This is a genomic window from Pseudomonas azerbaijanoccidentalis (genome assembly GCF_019145495.1).
Lineage (GTDB): Bacteria > Pseudomonadota > Gammaproteobacteria > Pseudomonadales > Pseudomonadaceae > Aquipseudomonas > Aquipseudomonas azerbaijanoccidentalis.
Window position 1 is genome coordinate 20,411 of the sequence record NZ_JAHSTU010000003.1, and the last position, 17,549, is coordinate 37,959.

Annotated in this window: 18 protein-coding genes and 1 pseudogene; 7 read left to right on the forward strand and 12 right to left on the reverse strand. The window is 58.3% G+C overall.

Annotated elements, in window-relative coordinates; genetic code table 11:
* Positions 1-236: 236 nt before the first annotated feature.
* Positions 237-1,361 (forward strand): GNAT family N-acetyltransferase, encoded by a 1,125-nt coding sequence (locus KVG88_RS10810; protein WP_217871336.1) that lies wholly within the window; start codon positions 237-239, stop codon positions 1,359-1,361.
* A 16-nt stretch (positions 1,362-1,377) separates the two neighbouring features.
* Here KVG88_RS10810 and aqpZ read toward each other — a convergent pair whose 3' ends face one another.
* From aqpZ to KVG88_RS10835, 5 genes and pseudogenes are all read right to left on the reverse strand, one after another.
* Positions 1,378-2,076, reverse strand: coding sequence for an aquaporin Z (gene aqpZ / locus KVG88_RS10815; protein ID WP_150704370.1), 699 nt, complete (start codon positions 2,074-2,076; stop codon positions 1,378-1,380).
* Between the two features lie 283 nt (positions 2,077-2,359).
* Positions 2,360-4,192, reverse strand: a complete 1,833-nt coding sequence (locus KVG88_RS10820; protein WP_217871337.1) for an ABC transporter ATP-binding protein — start codon at positions 4,190-4,192, stop codon at positions 2,360-2,362.
* 93 nt (positions 4,193-4,285) lie between these two features.
* Positions 4,286-4,843: a peptidylprolyl isomerase gene (locus KVG88_RS10825; protein WP_150704372.1), complete on the reverse strand. Its 558-nt coding sequence runs from the start codon at positions 4,841-4,843 to the stop codon at positions 4,286-4,288.
* A gap of 3 nt (positions 4,844-4,846) precedes the next feature.
* Positions 4,847-5,652, reverse strand: a pseudogene (locus KVG88_RS10830) (alpha/beta fold hydrolase).
* 14 nt (positions 5,653-5,666) lie between these two features.
* Positions 5,667-6,590: a PA3225 family LysR-type transcriptional regulator gene (locus tag KVG88_RS10835; RefSeq protein ID WP_150704374.1), complete on the reverse strand. Its 924-nt coding sequence runs from the start codon at positions 6,588-6,590 to the stop codon at positions 5,667-5,669.
* Between the two features lie 49 nt (positions 6,591-6,639).
* Between KVG88_RS10835 and KVG88_RS10840 the strand changes: the two genes are divergently transcribed.
* The 3 genes from KVG88_RS10840 to KVG88_RS10850 all read left to right on the forward strand — a co-directional run bounded on the left by KVG88_RS10840 (position 6,640) and on the right by KVG88_RS10850 (position 8,882).
* Positions 6,640-6,954: a 3-phosphoglycerate kinase gene (locus tag KVG88_RS10840; RefSeq protein ID WP_150704375.1), complete on the forward strand. Its 315-nt coding sequence runs from the start codon at positions 6,640-6,642 to the stop codon at positions 6,952-6,954.
* Positions 6,955-7,103: 149 nt separating this feature from the next.
* On the forward strand, positions 7,104-7,703 hold the full coding sequence (locus tag KVG88_RS10845) for an FMN-dependent NADH-azoreductase (protein WP_150704376.1): 600 nt from the start codon (positions 7,104-7,106) through the stop codon (positions 7,701-7,703).
* Positions 7,704-8,015: 312 nt separating this feature from the next.
* On the forward strand, positions 8,016-8,882 hold the full coding sequence (locus KVG88_RS10850; protein WP_217871338.1) for a carboxylate/amino acid/amine transporter: 867 nt from the start codon (positions 8,016-8,018) through the stop codon (positions 8,880-8,882).
* A 55-nt stretch (positions 8,883-8,937) separates the two neighbouring features.
* Here the strand turns inward: KVG88_RS10850 and KVG88_RS10855 are convergent, their stop codons facing one another.
* The gene (locus tag KVG88_RS10855) at positions 8,938-9,825 is read right to left on the reverse strand and encodes a LysR family transcriptional regulator (RefSeq protein WP_217871339.1); all 888 of its coding nucleotides are present in this window, start codon (positions 9,823-9,825) and stop codon (positions 8,938-8,940) included.
* 158 nt (positions 9,826-9,983) lie between these two features.
* Here KVG88_RS10855 and KVG88_RS10860 point away from each other — a divergent pair, with 158 nt between their 5' ends.
* A complete protein-coding gene (locus KVG88_RS10860) occupies positions 9,984-10,628 on the forward strand; it encodes a hydrolase (protein WP_150704379.1) in 645 nt (214 codons plus the stop codon).
* A gap of 131 nt (positions 10,629-10,759) precedes the next feature.
* On the opposite strand, the gene KVG88_RS10865 is transcribed toward KVG88_RS10860, so the two are convergent.
* Complete coding sequence (locus KVG88_RS10865; protein ID WP_150704380.1) at positions 10,760-12,058, reverse strand: mechanosensitive ion channel family protein; 1,299 nt, start codon at positions 12,056-12,058, stop codon at positions 10,760-10,762.
* Between the two features lie 192 nt (positions 12,059-12,250).
* On the opposite strand from KVG88_RS10865, the gene KVG88_RS10870 reads away from it, so the two are divergent.
* Positions 12,251-13,591 (forward strand): DEAD/DEAH box helicase, encoded by a 1,341-nt coding sequence (locus tag KVG88_RS10870; RefSeq protein WP_150704381.1) that lies wholly within the window; start codon positions 12,251-12,253, stop codon positions 13,589-13,591.
* Positions 13,592-13,652: 61 nt separating this feature from the next.
* Here KVG88_RS10870 and KVG88_RS10875 read toward each other — a convergent pair whose 3' ends face one another.
* Both KVG88_RS10875 and KVG88_RS10880 read right to left on the reverse strand, forming a co-directional pair.
* The gene (locus KVG88_RS10875; RefSeq protein ID WP_150704382.1) at positions 13,653-13,928 is read right to left on the reverse strand and encodes a hypothetical protein; all 276 of its coding nucleotides are present in this window, start codon (positions 13,926-13,928) and stop codon (positions 13,653-13,655) included.
* A gap of 75 nt (positions 13,929-14,003) precedes the next feature.
* On the reverse strand, positions 14,004-14,738 hold the full coding sequence (locus tag KVG88_RS10880) for a DUF899 domain-containing protein (protein ID WP_217871340.1): 735 nt from the start codon (positions 14,736-14,738) through the stop codon (positions 14,004-14,006).
* Positions 14,739-14,911: 173 nt separating this feature from the next.
* Here KVG88_RS10880 and KVG88_RS10885 point away from each other — a divergent pair, with 173 nt between their 5' ends.
* Entirely contained in the window at positions 14,912-15,301 is a 390-nt protein-coding gene (locus KVG88_RS10885) for a transcriptional regulator (protein ID WP_150704384.1), read from the forward strand.
* 65 nt (positions 15,302-15,366) lie between these two features.
* Here the strand turns inward: KVG88_RS10885 and KVG88_RS10890 are convergent, their stop codons facing one another.
* The 3 genes from KVG88_RS10890 to KVG88_RS10900 all read right to left on the reverse strand — a co-directional run bounded on the left by KVG88_RS10890 (position 15,367) and on the right by KVG88_RS10900 (position 17,434).
* Entirely contained in the window at positions 15,367-16,236 is an 870-nt protein-coding gene (locus KVG88_RS10890) for a DUF6279 family lipoprotein (RefSeq protein ID WP_150704385.1), read from the reverse strand.
* A 77-nt stretch (positions 16,237-16,313) separates the two neighbouring features.
* Complete coding sequence (locus tag KVG88_RS10895) at positions 16,314-17,039, reverse strand: TorF family putative porin (protein ID WP_150704386.1); 726 nt, start codon at positions 17,037-17,039, stop codon at positions 16,314-16,316.
* Between the two features lie 206 nt (positions 17,040-17,245).
* On the reverse strand, positions 17,246-17,434 hold the full coding sequence (locus tag KVG88_RS10900; protein WP_172668627.1) for a PFL_1563 family small protein: 189 nt from the start codon (positions 17,432-17,434) through the stop codon (positions 17,246-17,248).
* Positions 17,435-17,549 lie beyond the last annotated feature (115 nt).

The window sequence follows — 17,549 nt, forward strand, 5'->3', positions numbered from 1 at the left end:
ACCGACCATTGATGGACGGAAAACAGTGGCCGGGTTAGAACCCGACGCTCTAAAAACAGGCGCCAGTATCGCGATGGTTTATGACAGTGCAGTGGCAATGTGATGGCATGTCGATGACGATACAAAGCTCTCGCGAACTATTGATCTAGAGCGCTGTCGTCGAATTGATCGTGTGCAATGGATGGCGATAAGCGATACTCGCGAAGCTTTCACGCCATGAATGAGAGAGGACGGTGATGCCGTTGCAATGCCTGCAAAGTCTGTCGCAAATTGCCCCGCAAACGTGGGATGCACTGGTGCCAGAGACCCAACCGTTTTTGTCTCACGCGTTCCTCAGTGCGCTGGAAGACAGCGGCAGTGTCGGGCCTCATTCCGGCTGGCAACCCGAGCATTTGCTGCATATCGAAGGGGATCGACTGGTCGCTGCATTGCCCAGTTACCGCAAGTGGCATTCCTATGGTGAGTACGTTTTCGATCACGCCTGGGCCGACGCTTGCGAACGTGCCGGGATTGATTACTACCCTAAGCTTTTGACTGCCGTTCCGTTTAGTCCGGTCAGCGGTCCACGGTTACTGGCAGCCCGGGTCGAGGATGGCTTCGAGCTATTGAAAAGTCTGCCGGGCTATCTGGAAATCGAACAACTTTCCAGTGCGCACATCAACTTCACCGACCCGTTTACCGATGCTGCATTGGCGGAACAACCAGGCTGGCTGCAGCGTGTTGGCTGCCAGTATCACTGGCAAAACCGCGGTTACCGTGACTTCCAGGATTTCCTTGATGTACTGAGTTCACGCAAGCGCAAACAGATGCGCAAAGAGCGCGAGCAGGTGGCGGGGCAGGGGTTTGATTTCGAGTGGCTGGAAGGTCGAGAGTTGACGCAGGCGCAGTGGGATTTTGTTTACGCCTGCTACGCCAATACCTACGCGGTGCGTAGGCAAGCGCCTTATTTGACGCGGGAGTTCTTCAGTCTTCTGGCCGAGCGCATGCCGCAATCGATCCGCGTGGTGCTGGCCAAACAAGGCTCACGGCCGGTGGCGATGGCCTTCAGTCTGGTGGGCGGCGACAGTTTTTATGGCCGTTACTGGGGTTGCCTGGCGGAGTTCGATCGCCTGCATTTCGAGACCTGTTTTTATCAAGGCATGGATTACGCGATTGCCCATGGCTTCCAGCGGTTCGATGCCGGCGCGCAGGGCGAGCACAAGTTGATTCGCGGGTTCGAGCCAGTCATCACGCACTCCTGGCATTACTTGCGTCATCCGGGATTGAAAGCAGCCGTGAAGGATTTTTTGCAGCAAGAGCGAATGGGGGTATTAGCCTACGCAGACGAGGCAAGGACAGCCTTGCCTTACCGGCAAGGCTGATCCTCGCGGTGCCCGGTCAGGTCTCTTCCTTGCCCAACCAGCGATAAAGCACACCGCCGACGACTGCGCCGAGTAGCGGCGCAACCCAGAACATCCACAATTGCTGGATCGCCCAACCGCCGACGATCAGCGCCGGGCCGGTGCTGCGCGCCGGGTTGACCGAGGTATTGGTGACCGGAATTGAAATCAGGTGGATCAGGGTCAAGGCCAGGCCGATGGCGATCGGCGCAAGCCCCGCAGGCGCACGATTGTCGGTGGCGCCAAGGATGATCAGGATGAACATGGCGGTCATCACCAGCTCACAGACAAACCCCGCCGCCATTGAATAGCCGCCAGGGGAATGTTCGCCGAAGCCGTTGGACGCCAGGCCTCCCGCCAGCTCGAAACCGGGTTTGCCGCTGGCAATGAAGTACAGCAGGGCGGCTGCAATCACACCGCCAATGACCTGCGCAATGATGTAGGCCGGCAGTTCCCTGGACGGGAAACGTCCGCCAACCACCAATCCCAATGACACCGCCGGATTGAGGTGACAACCGGAAATATGGCCAATGGCGAATGCCATGGTCAGTACCGTCAAGCCAAACGCCAGGGATACCCCCAGCAAACCGATACCGACATCAGGGAATGCAGCGGCCAGCACTGCACTGCCACAACCACCCAATACCAGCCAGAAAGTACCTACCAACTCAGTCGCCGAACGTTTTAACAGAGACATAGGAGAGTGCCCTTTCGAGATTATGCAGCCTTGAGCATCCAGCCGATGGACTGCAGAACCATCTCCAGAACGTTGAAGTAAGTACAGCATGGTTTTTTCAGAATTCCAGCAGACATAAAAAACCGCCAGCCCCCGCTGTTAACGGGGCCTGGCGGTCTTTTCGGCTTTTTAGGCATCACTCGACATCTGTAGCGAGTGCTCGCGATGAAGAAGTATCTGTTGTCTGACTCACCGCTATCGCGAGCCGGCTCGTTCCTGCAGGGAATGGGTGTTGTTCAGGGGATCAATCAATCCCGACAAACCCGCCTGTCTGATGCTGCCACAGCCGTGCATACAAGCCGCCTTGCGCCAGCAGTTCGGCGTGGCTGCCGGTTTCGGCGATCTTGCCGTTTTCCAGCACCACCAACCGGTCCATACGGGCGATGGTCGAGAGCCGGTGGGCGATGGCGATGACGGTTTTGCCCTGCATCAGGGTTTCGAGGCTTTCCTGGATCGCCGCTTCGACTTCCGAATCCAGTGCCGACGTGGCTTCGTCCATGATCAGGATCGGCGCGTCCTTGAGCAGTACGCGAGCGATGGCGATGCGCTGACGCTGGCCACCCGAAAGTTTCACCCCGCGTTCACCGACGTGGGCGTCGAAACCGATGCGGCCTTCCGCGTCCGACAGGCTCGGGATGAATCCGTCAGCCCGCGCCTTGTGGACCGCTTCCCAGAGTTCGGGATCGGTGGCGTCGGGTTTACCGTAAAGCAGGTTGTCGCGGATCGAGCGATGCAACAGGGACGTGTCTTGAGTGATCATGCCGATCCGCTCGCGCAGGCTTTCCTGGCTGACGTCGGCAATGTTCTGGCCGTCGATGAGAATCTTCCCGCCCTCCACGTCATAGAGACGCAGCAGCAGATTGACCAACGTCGATTTGCCCGCGCCCGACGGACCGATCAAGCCGATCTTCTCACCGGGCTTGATGGTCAGGTTGAGGCCGCCGATGATCCCGCTCTGTTTGCCGTAGTGGAAATCCACGTCTTCGAAACGCACTTCACCACGAGCTACGGCCAAGGGTTTGGCCTGGTCGCGGTCGGTGACGCTGACCGGTTGCGAGATGCTCTGCAGGCCGTCCTGAACCATGCCGATGTTTTCGAAAATGCCGGTGACCACCCACATGATCCAGCCAGACATGTTGACGATACGGATCACCAGCCCGGTGGCCAATGCAATGGCGCCCACGCTGATCAGCGACTGCGTCCACAACCACAGGGCCAGGCCGGTGGTACCGACGATCAGCAGGCCGTTCATGCTGGTGATGACCACGTCCATGCTGGTGACGACACGGCCGGCCAGTTGGGCTTTTTCGGTTTGTTCCTTGATCGCTTCGCGGGCGTATTGCTGCTCGAAATTGGTGTGGGCAAACAGCTTGAGCGTGGTGATGTTGGTGTAGCCATCAACGATCCGCCCCATGAGCTTGGAGCGCGCGTCGGAGGACACGACTGACCGTTCCTTGACCCGTGGCACGAAGTAGTAAAGGGCACTGATGAAGGCCGCGATCCAGGTCAGCAGCGGGATCATCAGGCGCCAGTCGGCTTCGGCGAACAGCACCAGTGAACTGATGGCGTAGATCAGCACGTACCAGAGCGCGTCCACCGCTTGCACAGCGGAATCACGCAGCGAGTTGCCGGTTTGCATGATGCGTTGGGCGATGCGCCCGGCAAAATCGTTCTGGAAGAAATTCAGGCTCTGTTTGAGCACGTAGCTGTGGTTTTGCCAGCGGATCAGGCTGGTCATGCTGGGGCTCAGGGTCTGGTGCACCAGCAAGTCATGCAGGCCGACGAACACCGGGCGCAGGACCAGTGCAACCACCACCATCCAGGCCAGTTCCAGGCCGTGAACCTTGAAAAAATCAGCGTTGGGCGTGCCTTGGGCGAGGTCGATGATGCGGCTCAGATAGCTGAACAGCGCCACTTCGATCAGCGCGCCGAAGAGGCCGACGATCAGCAGGGCGGCGAAGCTCGGCCAGACCTGCTTGAGGTAATAGGTGTAGAAGGGCAGGACGCGGTCCGGTGGAGCGGCTGTCGGGGCGTCGCGGAAGATGTCGATCAGTTTTTCAAAACGGCGATAAAGCATCGGTTTTTCGCCCGGGACCGGGCTCTCCTTTAAACGGATTGAGCGTTGCCGGTAACACCGGCAACGGCTCGGACATCCTTGTCCAGCTTAGTCTCAGTCGATGCGCTTGGCCGACTTGATGAACACCGGGTCGGCCGGTACATCCTTCATGCCGCCGCGACTGGTGGTTGACGAATTGACGATGATGTCGACCACGTCCATGCCTTTGACCACTTTGCCGAACACCGCGTAGCCATCACCCTGGTCGAGGAAATCGTTGTCCTTGACGTTGATGAAGAACTGGCTGGTGGCCGAATCAGGCACCGAGGTACGGGCCATGGACAAGGTGCCACGGACGTTGACCAAGCCGTTGTTGTGCTCGTTCTTGATCGGCGCCTTGGTGTCTTTTTGCTGCATTTGTTGGGTAAAACCGCCGCCCTGGACCATGAAGCCCGGGATGACTCGGTGGAAAATCGTGTTGTTGTAGAAACCGCTGTCGACGTACTCAAGGAAGTTCTTGGTACTGATCGGGGCCTTGACCGGGTCCAGTTCGATTTCGATCTGGCCGTTGGTGGTTTCCAGCAAAACATGTGGCGCCTTGGCAGGCGTTGCCGCCATCAGGTTGGCGGCAAACAGTACGGAGCCAGCGGCGAGGGCGATTTTTTTCAGCATGGGTCAGTGATCCTGAGTGTGTTGGTGTCGACTGCGGTGAGGAATTCGAGCAGTGTTTGGTTGAAGAGTTCGGGCTGGTCCAGTGGGGTGGCGTGACGCGAATCGGCGATCACTGCCAACCGCGCATTCGGCAGCAGTCTTACGTAGTTTTCCTTCAGCGAGACCGGCGTGTAGTCGCGATCGGCGCTGACGATCAGGGTTGGACAGGTGACCTTCGAAAGTCGTTCCTGAACGCCCCAGCCGACAATGGCATCGAAGCTGGCGAGATAAGCATGTTTGTCGTTTTTTGCCCAGCGCTCAGCCATCTTTTGTCGCAAATCCGCCTGCTCGGGTTTGGGGAACAGTTTGCCACCCAGGGCTTTGCCGATGGTGCGCAGACTGAGGGCGCGCATCAGGCTCCAGCGTTTGAACCACTGCCAGTAGTCGTCGCGACTGCGTAACTTGACCTCGGGCGCGCTGTTGACGATGCACAGGCTCTTGAGCAGGTTGGGCTGATCGACACCCAGTTGAAAGCCGATCATGCCGCCCATGGAAAGTCCTACGTAATGTGTCGGGCCAAGGTTCAGATGCTCCATCAGGGCGATCAGGTCAGCGCTGAAGCCGGCGATGCTGTAGCGTTCGCGGGGTTTGTCGGAGCGGCCGTGGCCGCGCACATCAGGGACGATTACCCGGTAGCGCGCAGCCAGCGCGGGGATCTGTTTTTCCCAGTCCAGGGTGCTCGACCCCAGACCGTGGACCAGCAGCAACGGCGTGCCGTGGCCATATTCCTCATAGTGCAGGTTGCAACCTTCGTGTTCGAAATAGGCCATGCATACACTCCGTGTCAGGCTTGTTCAGGGGCGGCGAACGGTGCGTCCAGTGGTGCGGTGTCGAAGGTGCGCAGCAGTTCGACGAGAATCTGCGTTGCAGGTCCCAGGGGTTTGTCCTTGTTCGAGTACAAGTAAAAACTCGGGTTACGGCTGCCGCCCTGATCCAAAGGTAGCAGCTTGAGCGTGCCTTCCCTGAGTTCCCGCTCGATCATGTGCCTTGGCAGCCAGGCGAAGCCCAGGCCGCTGCCGACAAAGGTCGCGGCGGTGGCCAGGCTGCCGACGGTCCAGCGTTGCTCAGCGCCGAGCCAACCGACGTCCCGTGGTTGCTGGCGACCGGAGTCGCGGATAACCACTTGCATGTGGCTTTCCAGGTCCTGGAAATTCAGTTCACGGTTGAGGCGATGCAGGGGATGTTCCGGGTGGGCGACTGCGACGAATTCGACATCGCTCAGTTCCGCACCGAGATAACCGGGAATGCTGAAACCGGTGATGGCCAGGTCGGCCACACCTTCAAGCAGCACTTCTTCCACGCCCGACAACACTTCTTCGCGCAGGCGCACGCGGCAGCCACGGCTTTGTGGCATGAACGCGGTCAAGGCGCGCACGAGGCGGGCGCTGGGGTAAGCAGCGTCCACCACTAACCGCACTTCAGCTTCCCAGCCTTGCTCCATGTGATGGGCCAGGTCTTCCAGTTGGCTGGCCTGTTTCACCAGTTGCCGGGACCGGCGCAGCAACACGCCACCGGCTTCGGTCAGCACCGCTTTGCGCCCGTCGATGCGCAGCAGCGGCACGCCGAGTTGGTCCTGCATCCGCGCTACGGTGTAGCTGACAGACGATTGCGAGCGATGCAGCGCTTCGGCGGCCTGGGCGAAACCACCGTGGTCGACCACGGCTTGAAGCGTTCGCCATTGATCAAGGGTCACGCGGGGCGCTTTCATGAGGGGCTCCTCTTGTCCTAAGCTGGCAGTTCTTATTGGAGACTGCTGAATGAAAAAAATGTGTTGTGTGTTGCTGGCGCTGCTGCCACTGACGGCGATGGCGTACCCGATCGATGTGAAAAAAGACCTCAACGGCCTGAAGATCGATTACGAAACCTTCGACACCGATAGCGATATCGGCTCCATTCGGGTGGCCAACTATGGCGACGTCGACGCGAGCTGCAAGGCGGTGTTCAGCAATGGCCCGGAAGCACCACGAACCCGCAAGATCGATGTGCCGGCCGGCAAGCACAAAAGCGCCACCGCCAAGTTCAACCGCAACATCATCAAGCTGCGTATCGAGTTGATCTGCACCCCGAAATAAAACAAACGGAGCAAACCTGACGGGCATGCTCCGCTTATAAACGAATTTATTGATGGGTTGTAGCAGTTATTTGCGCTTTTTCATCGATATGACTCTGTTTAACCTTCACTCCATCGACTTACAGCATTCTCAGATGGAGGCTACACCCCATGTCCCGCGTTCTGATCATTGAAAGCAGTGCCCGTCAGCAAGACTCGGTTTCCCGTCAACTGACCCAGACCTTCATCAGCCAGTGGCAAGCCGCCCATCCGCAGGATCAAATCACCGTGCGTGACCTGGCCGTCAACCCGGTGCCGCACCTGGACATCAACCTGCTGGGTGGCTGGATGAAACCCGCCGAGCAGCGCAGTGACATCGAACAGGTGTCCCTGGAACGCTCCAACCAGTTGACCGACGAGCTGCTGGCCGCCGACGTCCTGGTGATGGCTGCGCCGATGTACAACTTTGCAATTCCAAGCACGCTCAAGGCCTGGCTCGACCATGTGCTGCGTGCCGGCGTGACCTTCAAGTACACCGAAACCGGGCCTCAAGGTCTGCTCAGCGGTAAGCGCGCCTACGTGCTGACGGCTCGCGGCGGCATCTACGCCGGTAGCACGGCGGATCATCAGGAACCGTACCTGCGTCAGGTCATGGGCTTCATTGGTATCCACGACGTGACGTTCATTCACGCGGAAGGCATGAACCTGGGCGGCGATTTCCAGGAGAAGGGCCTGAACCAGGCCAACGCCAAGCTTTCGCAAGTGGCCTGACCCGTTAATCGCCAGATAATCACTGGATGGTCTAGTGACTTGGCGCAACCCTTCAAGCCTGTACGCGCATCGAACCTCCCTTTGCACTTATTGCTCCTGAGTGCTGTAGCCCGATTGAACGCTTTAGCGAGATCGGGCTTTTTTTTGCCTGCGTTTTATACCTGTGTAGGAGCTGCCGCAGGCTGCGATCTTTTGACCTTAAAAAAGCAATATCAAAAGATCGCAGCTTGCGGCAGCTCCTACAGTGTTGTGGGCGTCTCGCGATAAGAGGCAAAACCCGCTATCGTCGCCGCCATTCAAAACGAGGCGAGCATGGGCTATCTACTTTTTGTCACGCTGATCCAGGCGTTTTCCTTCAGTTTGATCGGTGAATACCTGGCCGGTCATGTCGACAGCTACTTCGCCGTGCTGGTGCGCGTGCTGCTGGCGGGGCTGGTGTTCATTCCGCTGACGCGATGGCGCTCGGTCGAGCCGGCGTTCATGCGCGGCATGTTGCTGATCGGCGCGCTGCAGTTCGGCGTGACCTACGTCTGCCTGTACCTGAGCTTTCGCGTGTTGACGGTACCGGAAGTGCTGCTATTCACCATCCTCACGCCCTTGCACGTGACCCTGATTGAAGATGCGCTGAACCGTCGCTTCAATCCCTGGGCGTTGGTCGCCGCACTGGTGGCGGTGGCGGGCGCGGCGGTGATTCGCTTCGACCGGATCAATCCGGATTTCTTCATGGGCTTCCTGCTGCTGCAATTGGCCAACTTCACCTATGCCGCCGGGCAGGTGCTCTATAAGCATATGGTCGCGCGCCACCCGAGCGATCTTCCGCATTACCGACGCTTCGGTTACTTCTATCTCGGAGCCCTGGCCGTGGCATTGCCGGCATTCCTGTTATTCGGCAAACAGAACTTTCTGCCCGAAGCGCCGCTGCAGTGGGGCGTGCTGCTGTTCCTCGGCCTCGTTTCGACCGCATTGGGGCTGTACTGGTGGAACAAAGGCGCGTGCCTGGTCAATGGCGGGACGCTGGCGGTGATGAACAACCTGCATGTGCCAGTGGGGTTGCTGATCAATCTGTTGATCTGGAATCAGCATGAAGAGTTGGGGCGATTGCTGCTGGGTGGGTCGGTGATTTTGATGGCGGTGTGGATCAGCCGGTTGGGTGTACGCCCGTCGTTGGTGGCACGCTGAACCCTGTGGGAGCGAGCAAGCCCGCTCCCACAATAGATTGGGTGATCTTCGAAAATCAATTCGGCGCCAGCTGCTCCAGCAGAAACTCGATAAACGCTCGGGTCTTCTGCGGCACCCGCCGCGCTGACGAATAGACCGCATTGATGGTGATTGCCGGAGCCTGCCATTCGCACAACACCGGCACCAATCGGCCGGCCGCCAGTGCATCCTCAACGATGAAGTCGGGCAGCAGGGCGATGCCCATGCCAGCTTCGGCGGCCTGGGCGAGCAGGTCGCCGTTGTTGGCGTGCAAGGGGCCGGTCACGGTCACCCGCTGGGTTTCCTTGCCATTGCACAGTTGCAGGCTGACACCGCTCTGCAGATACCCGTAGTTGAGGCATTGATGGGCGCGCAGATCCTGCGGAGTCTGCGGGACGCCTGCACGCTCGAGATAACCGGGGGACGCCACCATGATGCGCGGTGCGGGCGCCAGTTGCCGGGCGATCATCGTCGAGTCGGGCATGCTGGCGATGCGGATCGTGACGTCAAAGCCACCTCGCACCGGGTCGACCTGCTGGTCGCTGAGCACCAGTTGCAATTCGATATTCGGGTGCTGTTCATGAAACAGCGGGATCAACGGCCCCAGCCGCCGAAGACCGAACGACATCGGCGCATTGACCCGCAACACACCGCGTAACTCGCCGATGCCGTCACGGGCTCGCTGCTCGGCCTCGTCCAGCGCCGCCAACACTTCCCGTGCCGCTTCGAAATACTCGGCTCCGGCTTCGGTCAGGTGCAGGCTGCGGGTGGTGCGTTGCAGCAACTGCACGCCGATGGCTTCTTCCAGCGCCTGAATCTGTTTGCTGACTTTCGAGCGCGGCACGTCCATGGCCCGGGCGGCTGCGGCGAAGCCGTTCTCGCCGACCGTGACGACGAAGGCGCGCATGCATTCGATGCGATCCATATTGTCCCTATTTTAGAATCAATGATTCTCAATTTTAGGTAATTGTCCCTTTTATCGCTAGCCCCTAAAGTGACATCCAAGCCGACGACAACGCCGCTGAAGGCAACGTCGACTAACCCATTACCCATTCGAAATATCGACATCAAAAGGAACGCGCCATGTCTATTCGTGAACTGCTCAACCCAACCAACTCCGCCCTGATCCTGATCGACCACCAGCCGCAAATGGCTTTCGGCGTGCAGTCGATCGACCGTCAGACCTTGAAGAACAACACCGTGGGCCTGGCCAAGGCGGCGAAGATCTTCAACGTGCCGACCATCTACACCTCGGTCGAAACCGAAAGCTTCAGCGGTTACATCTGGCCGGAGTTGCTGGCGGTGCACCCGGATCAAAAGCCGATCGAACGCACATCGATGAACTCCTGGGAAGACAAGGCACTGGTTGACGCGGTGAAAGCCACCGGTCGCAAGAAGCTGATCATTGCCGCGCTGTGGACCGAGGTCTGCCTGACCTTCCCGGCACTGGAAGCTCTGGCTGAAGGCTACGAGGTGTACATCGTCACCGACGCTTCCGGCGGTACCACCAAGGAAGCACATGATATGTCGGTGCAACGGATGATTCAGGCGGGCGCAGTGCCGGTGACCTGGCAGCAAGTGTTGCTCGAATACCAGCGTGACTGGGCGCACAAAGACACTTACGAAGCAGTGATGGCGTTGGTGCTGGAGCACAGCGGCGCGTACGGCATGGGCGTCGATTACGCCTACACCATGGTGCACAAGGCACCGCAGCGGCAGGTGAAATAATCAATATTACTGAACGGCCGCAATCCCTGTAGGAGCTGGGCTTGCCCGCGATAGCGGAGTACCAGTCAACGAACCTGTTGCTGACACTCCCTCATCGCGGGCAAGCCCGGCTCCTACAGGTTTTTGTGCTGTTACATCAGGCGCTTTTCGGGTTCGGGGAGGTGGCTCGCGCCAAGCACCGCCGGCAACAGCCCCGCACGCAAATCGGTACCGCTCGGCTGCTGATACAGGCTCAAGCCAAACTCCGGCAGCACCGCCAGCAGGTAATCGAAAATATCCCCCTGAATCCGCTCGTAATCGGCCCACGCCGTGGTCCGGGTAAAGCAATAGATTTCCAGCGGAATACCCTGTGCGGTGGTCTGCATCTGCCGGACCATGCAGGTCATGTTTGGCTGGATCTCCGCGTGGCTTTTCAGATACGCCAGCGCATAGGCGCGGAACGTACCGATGTTGGTCATCCGTCGGCGGTTAGCCGACAGCGCGGCGACGTTGCCCTGGGCTTCGTTCCACGCTTTGAGCTCGGCGTGTTTGCGTGTCATGTAGTCCGTGAGCAGATGGACTTGCGAAAGTTTCTGCTCTTCTTCATCACGCAGAAACCGCACACCGCTGGCGTCGATATACAGGCTGCGCTTGATCCGGCGGCCGCCGGACGCCTGCATGCCGCGCCAGTTCTTGAACGACTCGGACATCAGGCGCCAGGTCGGGATGGACACGATGGTCTTGTCGAAATTCTGCACTTTGACTGTGTGCAGGGTGATGTCCACCACATCGCCATCGGCACCAACCTGCGGCATTTCGATCCAGTCACCGACCCGCAACATGTCGTTGCTGGTCAGCTGCACGCTGGCGACGAACGACAGCAGGGTGTCCTTGTAGACCAATAGAATCACCGCCGACATCGCACCCAGACCTGACAGCAGCAACAGCGGCGAGCGGTCGATCAGCGTGGCGACGATGATGATCGCGCCAAACACGTACAAGACCATTTTCGTCAGTTGCACGTAACCCTTGATCGAGCGAGTGCGGGCGTGTTCGGTGCGGGCATAGATGTCCAACAGCGCATTAAGCAGGGCGCTGACCGCCAGCAGCAGGAACAGGAAGGTGAAGGCCAGGGCCACATTGCCGAGAAAGTTCAGGCTGGTTTTGCTCAGGTCCGGCACCAGGTTGAGGCCGAACTGAATCACCAGTGACGGCGTTATCTGCGCGAGGCGATGAAATACCTTGTTCTGGAGAAAATCGTTGATCCAGTGCAATGCCGGCTGGCGGCTGAGCATTTTGGCGGCGTGCAGAATCAGGTAGCGCGCCACCCGTCCGAGGAACAGGGCAATGGTCAGCAGCAACAGCAGCGACAGGCTGGAATGCACGAGCGGGTGTTGGTCGAGGGCACCCCAAAGGTCCAGGACATTGATCCAGAGCTGTTTGATATCCATGGTCAAAAACGATTCTTCTGTAAGGCGCGAAGGGCGATTAGAGCATTTAAGACGCTTTGTATTACCTTCGGGGACAAATCAGGCAACAAAAAAGCCACTGTTTACGGTCGTTTGCATAAAGAAACTCGGCCTCGGCGCTCGAAACCGGTACCCTATGCAGCTGTTTTTTTGTATTTCTTCGAGGTAGCACCCGTGTTTTCCGAATTCGCCCTGCACGAACGCCTGCTTAAAGCCGTGGCCGAGCTTAAATTTGTCGAGCCTACGCCTGTGCAAGCAGCGGCTATTCCGCTGGCGCTCCAAGGGCGTGACCTGCGGGTGACAGCGCAAACCGGTAGCGGCAAAACCGCTGCATTCGTTTTGCCGATCCTCAATCGCCTGATTGGCCCGGCCAAGATCCGCGTCAGCATCAAGACCCTGATCCTGCTGCCGACCCGTGAGCTGGCCCAGCAGACGTTGAAAGAAGTTGAGCGCTTTTCGCAGTTCACCTTCATCAAGTCCGGCCTGATCACCGGCGGTGAAGACTTCAAGGTCCAGGCCGCCATGCTGCGCAAGGTGCCTGACATCCTGATCGGTACTCCGGGCCGGATGATCGAGCAATTGAACGCCGGCAACCTCGACTTGAAAGAAGTTGAAGTGCTGGTGCTCGACGAAGCCGACCGTATGCTCGACATGGGTTTCGCCGATGACGTTCAGCGTCTGGTCGACGAATGCACCAACCGTCAGCAAACCATGCTGTTCTCCGCCACCACCGGTGGTTCGGGCCTGCGTGAAATGATCGCCAAGGTCCTGAACAACCCTGAGCACTTGCAGCTCAACGCGGTCAGCCAGCTGAACGAAACCACCCGTCAGCAAATCATCACCGCTGACCACAATCAGCACAAAGAACAGATCGTCAATTGGTTGCTGGCCAACGAGACCTACCAGAAAGCGATCGTGTTCACCAACACTCGCGCCATGGCCGACCGCATCTACGGTCGTCTGGTGGCGCAGGAATACAAGGCGTTCGTGCTGCACGGCGAGAAAGACCAGAAGGATCGCAAGCTGGCGATCGACCGCCTCAAGCAGGGCGGCGTGAAGATCCTCGTGGCCACCGACGTTGCCGCTCGCGGTCTGGACGTGGATGGCCTGGACCTGGTGATCAACTTCGACATGCCGCGCAGTGGCGACGAGTACGTGCACCGCATCGGTCGTACCGGTCGCGCCGGCAACGATGGCCTGGCCATCTCGCTGATCTGCCACGGCGACTGGAACCTGATGTCGAGCATCGAGCGCTACCTCAAGCAGAGCTTCGAGCGTCGTACCATCAAGGAAGTCAAAGGCGCCTACGGCGGACCGAAAAAGGTCAAGGCTTCGGGCAAGGCTGTCGGCGTGAAGAAGAAAAAGACCGACGCCAAGGGCGACAAGAAGAAAACCGTCGCCAAGACCCCGACCAAGCGCAAGAGCGTCAATCGCCCGAAAAGCGATTCGCTGGTCAGCAAGGACGGCATGGCCCCGCTCAAGCGCCGCAAGCCGGAAGCGCCGGCGGCTGAATAAGTGTTTTAGTCGCCCATAAAAAAACCGGACTAATGTCCGGTTTTTTTATGAGCAGCGTTTATCAGCTTTCGGCTTTTTTCTCGGCCGTTGCCAACTCTTTCAAACGCTGATCAATCAACTGGCACTTGTCCGGCAGATCCTTCGCGGCGGTACCCAGGTCCATCTTCTGCAACTCATCGTTGATCTCCTTGGCCTTCGCCGGGTTCTGTTCGGTGAGCTTGGTCACTTCCTTGGCCAATTGTTCGCGCTTGGCGGTGGCCTCCTCCGGCGTACAGGCCCAGACGGGCAGCGCGCAGGCGAGTGTGGCGGCGAGGGAGAGTTTGAGCAGGGTTTTCATGTGTCAGGCCTCAGTTCCGGTTAAGGCGGGTTAACTGGTTGAGGCCTGAAAGGTGAAAAAAGTTCAGGGGCATTTTCACCCGCCGTGGCAGCAACTTGCCGGGGCAGCGTCACCATACTTGTCGTGATGTTTCACCCACTCCATGATCTCCTCTTCATTGCGGCCCTTGGGCGTCAAGTCGAGGTAGTTGTAGGCGCCTACCAGCATGTCCAGACCACGGGCATAGGTCGAGTAGGTGTGAAAAATGTCGCCATTTTCGTTGCGATAAAACACGCTCAAGCCCGGGAGTTCTTCCTCGGAGCCGTCAGTTTTTTCGTAGTTGTAGGTCGCTTTTCCGGCAGCGACATCTTCGGCTCTGGCCGAAACGCCAAAGTCGTAGTTGAAGTCGCAACCCTCTGACGAAACCCAATCAAACTTCCACCCCATGCGTCGCTTGAATGCCTGGAATTCGGCAAACGGCGCGTGGGAAACCGCCACGACTGCCACGTCATGGTGGGCCAGATGCTGATTGGCACCGTCGATATGGTCGGAAAGGAATGAGCATCCCGGGCAACCCTCATCCCAACCTTCGGCGAACATGAAATGGTAAATGACCAACTGACTGCGGCCGCCGAACAGGTCGACGAGCTTTAGTTCGCCGTTGGGGCCCTGGAAGTGGTAGTCCTTGTCGATTTTCACCCAGGGCAGGGCGCGACGTTCGGCGCTGAGCTTGTCTCGTTCGCGGGTGAAGGCTTTTTCGTGGGCCAGATGCTGTTTGCGAGCGGCGAGCCATTCTTCCCGGGACACGACGGGATGATTCTGAATGTTCATGCGGGTTTCTCCTGCGTGGGGCTGGGAGTCGACTTACACAGCCTAGTCGTTTGACTTGCCCGCTATTCGACATACCGCTGGTCGGTCACCGTAAAAACCTCGGCTGAACGGCTGCCGGTGTTGCCGGTCACAACCTATGAAGGCCCTCACTCACGGGCACCGGAGGTTGCAGGATGACGACTTATAACTGGGATTTGATCGAGCGCCTGTTGCATGAAGTGCAGCGCGGCGAAGCCAGCTTCACGCCACGGCCTTATGCTGAGCAATATGTGGCGGAAAAAACCGCGGAAGGTGAGGAAACAGAGAATCTGGATCATCTGAAAGCGGTCGCGGGTGAGTACGAAAAGTTACTGCTGGAGCGGGGCTACATTGAGCCTCGGCCAGAAGAGCAGGGCGGGACCGGTTCCAACTACATTCTGACGCCCAGGGGCTCAAGTTTATTGAGCCTGATCGACAGCAGCATTCCGGGCAATGACCATCCGCGACAGGTGCTGGACGAGCAAGAGGATGCGCTGGATGAGCTGACCTTCGACGAAGTGGCTTCGAAAGCGCAGATTGCCTGAACAAAAATCTCACCCTGCGGCAGAGCCCTCCTGTAGGAACTGCCGCAGGCTGCGATCTTTGATGTTCAACCCCGCTTAACCGCTTTAAGGCATTTCAGATCACTGAAATCCTTCTTCACCCCTTCAATCTTTGTCTGCAAACGCTGGCGTTGCTCCGGTGTACTTTCTGCCATCAAGTCAACGAACAGCGAACGCGCCTGTGCCTCGGTTTTGGCGAAGGCTTGACGATATTCCGGTGTCCATAAACGCTCGCGTTCAACCAGAAGCGTCTCGATGCGTTGTGGGAATTCCGGGCTGTGTCGTTGCGCAACTGCTGCGCTGAACTGCTTCTGCCAGTGGACACGATTGGCGATCCACTGAGTGTTCTGGTCGCCCAAGGCATTCGACCATGCCACGACGCGCTCATGCTGAGTGGCGTTCAACGGACCAAGCCAATCACCCAAGCGTTTTTCCATGCGCTCGCCACGTTCCTTGATCTGCTGCTCGAGGGACGGTTTAAGGTATTGCTCCTGTCGCTTGCGCTGGTCTTTGGCGAAGGCCTCGTTCATCTCCGCGACCTGCTTGTCATCCAGGCCTTGCAGCAACTCCACCGCTGACGGCGTGATCTCCCGTGCAGTTTCGGCGATCGCCTGTTTGGCTTCACTGGCGCGGGCCTGTAGCGCGGCATCGGTGACCTGATTACTGGCGACCATTTGTTGCAAGCGGTCCAGCCAGTCGAGGTAACCGGGCATTTGCGTGGTGCAATGCCAGCTCAAGTGCTCCTTGAGGCGTTCATTGAACCAACCCTTTTGCTCGCCATTCATGTCCAGGTAGTCGTTGAGCGTCCAGGGGATGATCACGTCAAGATTGCGATAGGCCAGGCCCATGCGGCTGCACGCGCCGAGGGTGAGGCTGAACATGAGCACAAAGGCGATGTATTTAAACCAGCGAGACATGGGCGAATCCTTGCGAAGGCCTGGCTTCGGGGTCTGATTCTCATGTGAACGCAGGATGAGGCCGGCAGTTCAGCCGATCAATAGAAGGTGCGTTCGGCCTTGAGGGTGACGAGCCCGTCGCATTGGCTGTTGTGTCCTGAATAGGCTGAACAATAGCTGCCGCTGAGGCTGGAGTCGCTGTAGATCAGGTTAAGGTCGATGCCCATGAACGGTCGGGACAATTTCACCGACCAATCGGTGAAACTGCCTACGTAACCGCCGTCCACCGCCACCGGTGTATTCAACTGGTGGGTGGTGTACTTCATGCTGATACCGATGCCGAAGGGCTGATTGCCGCTGAGGTCGGCGAACAGCGTGTTGTTCTGTTTGTCCGGGTCATTGCTCAAGGCAACGCCGAAACGGCTGCCCAGCAAGGTCAGGCCGCCGAACAGCTCCTGACTGTCGAGGGTGTCCACTTCGGGGTAGCTGTAATGAATGATGCCCACTTCGTAACCGAGGGTTTGGTCGAAGGGTTGTTTAAAGCCTGCGTAGGAATCGATTTCGAGGTTCTTCCCCGGACTGATGCCCATGCTGGGTGACCATTGGCCGAAGTAGAAGCCGCTGTCATGCGTCAGGTCCAGGCCGCCATGGAACGAACCTGCCGCAGAGGGTTTGACCAAGCCCTGGGCCATGCTGCGACTGGGGCTGGTGCCAAGCTTGAGGTCGAAGTCCCCCAGCTCGCGCTGAAAAACTTGCGCGTAGGCGAGGGGGCAGGCCAACAGGCCACCGGCAATGAGTAACGATAAGCAGGAGGATTTGAGCATGCGTCACTCCATGAACAGCGAGTGCGGGCGGTTTGGCCTGCTGAAACGCTTGATCTAGACGCGTGCAAGGATACCGACGAATGACAGCGATCGAGGGCCGTTCGTCGATTTTTACGAGAATGAGCTGTTCGGGGATGTTGTAGCGAGGGTTCCAGTCCAGGCGCTTCGAAGCTCAAAGCGCCCAGGGACCAGATGACGCGGGGTGTTTACTTCTTGCCCAGCGTGATCTGCTTGGACGGGCCGAACGTCTGGCCGCTGACGCCTTTGGCAATTTGCTGGATTTCACCGCCGGACTTCAAAAATGCAGCGATCTGGCTGTTGATCGATTCGCTGGTTTCGACGGCTGGAGCTGGCTTTGCTTTGCTGTTGGATGCTTTTACGCGCATGGCGGCCATTAACCTGTAGAAAATTAACTTGGCCAGGCATCGTACAGGAAATACCTGCAATTTGCTTGGCAAATATCCCGTAGGCGATTCGAGGCAGAGGCGAATTAATGTGTGGAATAGGGTG

What these genes read in the sequence shown, in the direction of transcription:
- KVG88_RS10825 (WP_150704372.1), bottom strand. Translation starts at nt 4,843, where the DNA reads ATGCTGAAAAAAATCGCCCTCGCCGCTGGCTCCGTACTGTTTGCCGCC.
- KVG88_RS10880 (WP_217871340.1), bottom strand. Translation starts at nt 14,738, where the DNA reads ATGAACATTCAGAATCATCCCGTCGTGTCCCGGGAAGAATGGCTCGCC.
- KVG88_RS10900 (WP_172668627.1), bottom strand. Translation starts at nt 17,434, where the DNA reads ATGGCCGCCATGCGCGTAAAAGCATCCAACAGCAAAGCAAAGCCAGCT.
- KVG88_RS10885 (WP_150704384.1), top strand. Translation starts at nt 14,912, where the DNA reads ATGACGACTTATAACTGGGATTTGATCGAGCGCCTGTTGCATGAAGTG.
- KVG88_RS10850 (WP_217871338.1), top strand. Translation starts at nt 8,016, where the DNA reads ATGGGCTATCTACTTTTTGTCACGCTGATCCAGGCGTTTTCCTTCAGT.
- KVG88_RS10860 (WP_150704379.1), top strand. Translation starts at nt 9,984, where the DNA reads ATGTCTATTCGTGAACTGCTCAACCCAACCAACTCCGCCCTGATCCTG.
- KVG88_RS10895 (WP_150704386.1), bottom strand. Translation starts at nt 17,039, where the DNA reads ATGCTCAAATCCTCCTGCTTATCGTTACTCATTGCCGGTGGCCTGTTG.
- KVG88_RS10840 (WP_150704375.1), top strand. Translation starts at nt 6,640, where the DNA reads ATGAAAAAAATGTGTTGTGTGTTGCTGGCGCTGCTGCCACTGACGGCG.
- KVG88_RS10820 (WP_217871337.1), bottom strand. Translation starts at nt 4,192, where the DNA reads ATGCTTTATCGCCGTTTTGAAAAACTGATCGACATCTTCCGCGACGCC.
- KVG88_RS10865 (WP_150704380.1), bottom strand. Translation starts at nt 12,058, where the DNA reads ATGGATATCAAACAGCTCTGGATCAATGTCCTGGACCTTTGGGGTGCC.
- KVG88_RS10835 (WP_150704374.1), bottom strand. Translation starts at nt 6,590, where the DNA reads ATGAAAGCGCCCCGCGTGACCCTTGATCAATGGCGAACGCTTCAAGCC.
- aqpZ (WP_150704370.1), bottom strand. Translation starts at nt 2,076, where the DNA reads ATGTCTCTGTTAAAACGTTCGGCGACTGAGTTGGTAGGTACTTTCTGG.
- KVG88_RS10890 (WP_150704385.1), bottom strand. Translation starts at nt 16,236, where the DNA reads ATGTCTCGCTGGTTTAAATACATCGCCTTTGTGCTCATGTTCAGCCTC.
- KVG88_RS10855 (WP_217871339.1), bottom strand. Translation starts at nt 9,825, where the DNA reads ATGGATCGCATCGAATGCATGCGCGCCTTCGTCGTCACGGTCGGCGAG.
- KVG88_RS10845 (WP_150704376.1), top strand. Translation starts at nt 7,104, where the DNA reads ATGTCCCGCGTTCTGATCATTGAAAGCAGTGCCCGTCAGCAAGACTCG.
- KVG88_RS10875 (WP_150704382.1), bottom strand. Translation starts at nt 13,928, where the DNA reads ATGAAAACCCTGCTCAAACTCTCCCTCGCCGCCACACTCGCCTGCGCG.
- KVG88_RS10810 (WP_217871336.1), top strand. Translation starts at nt 237, where the DNA reads ATGCCGTTGCAATGCCTGCAAAGTCTGTCGCAAATTGCCCCGCAAACG.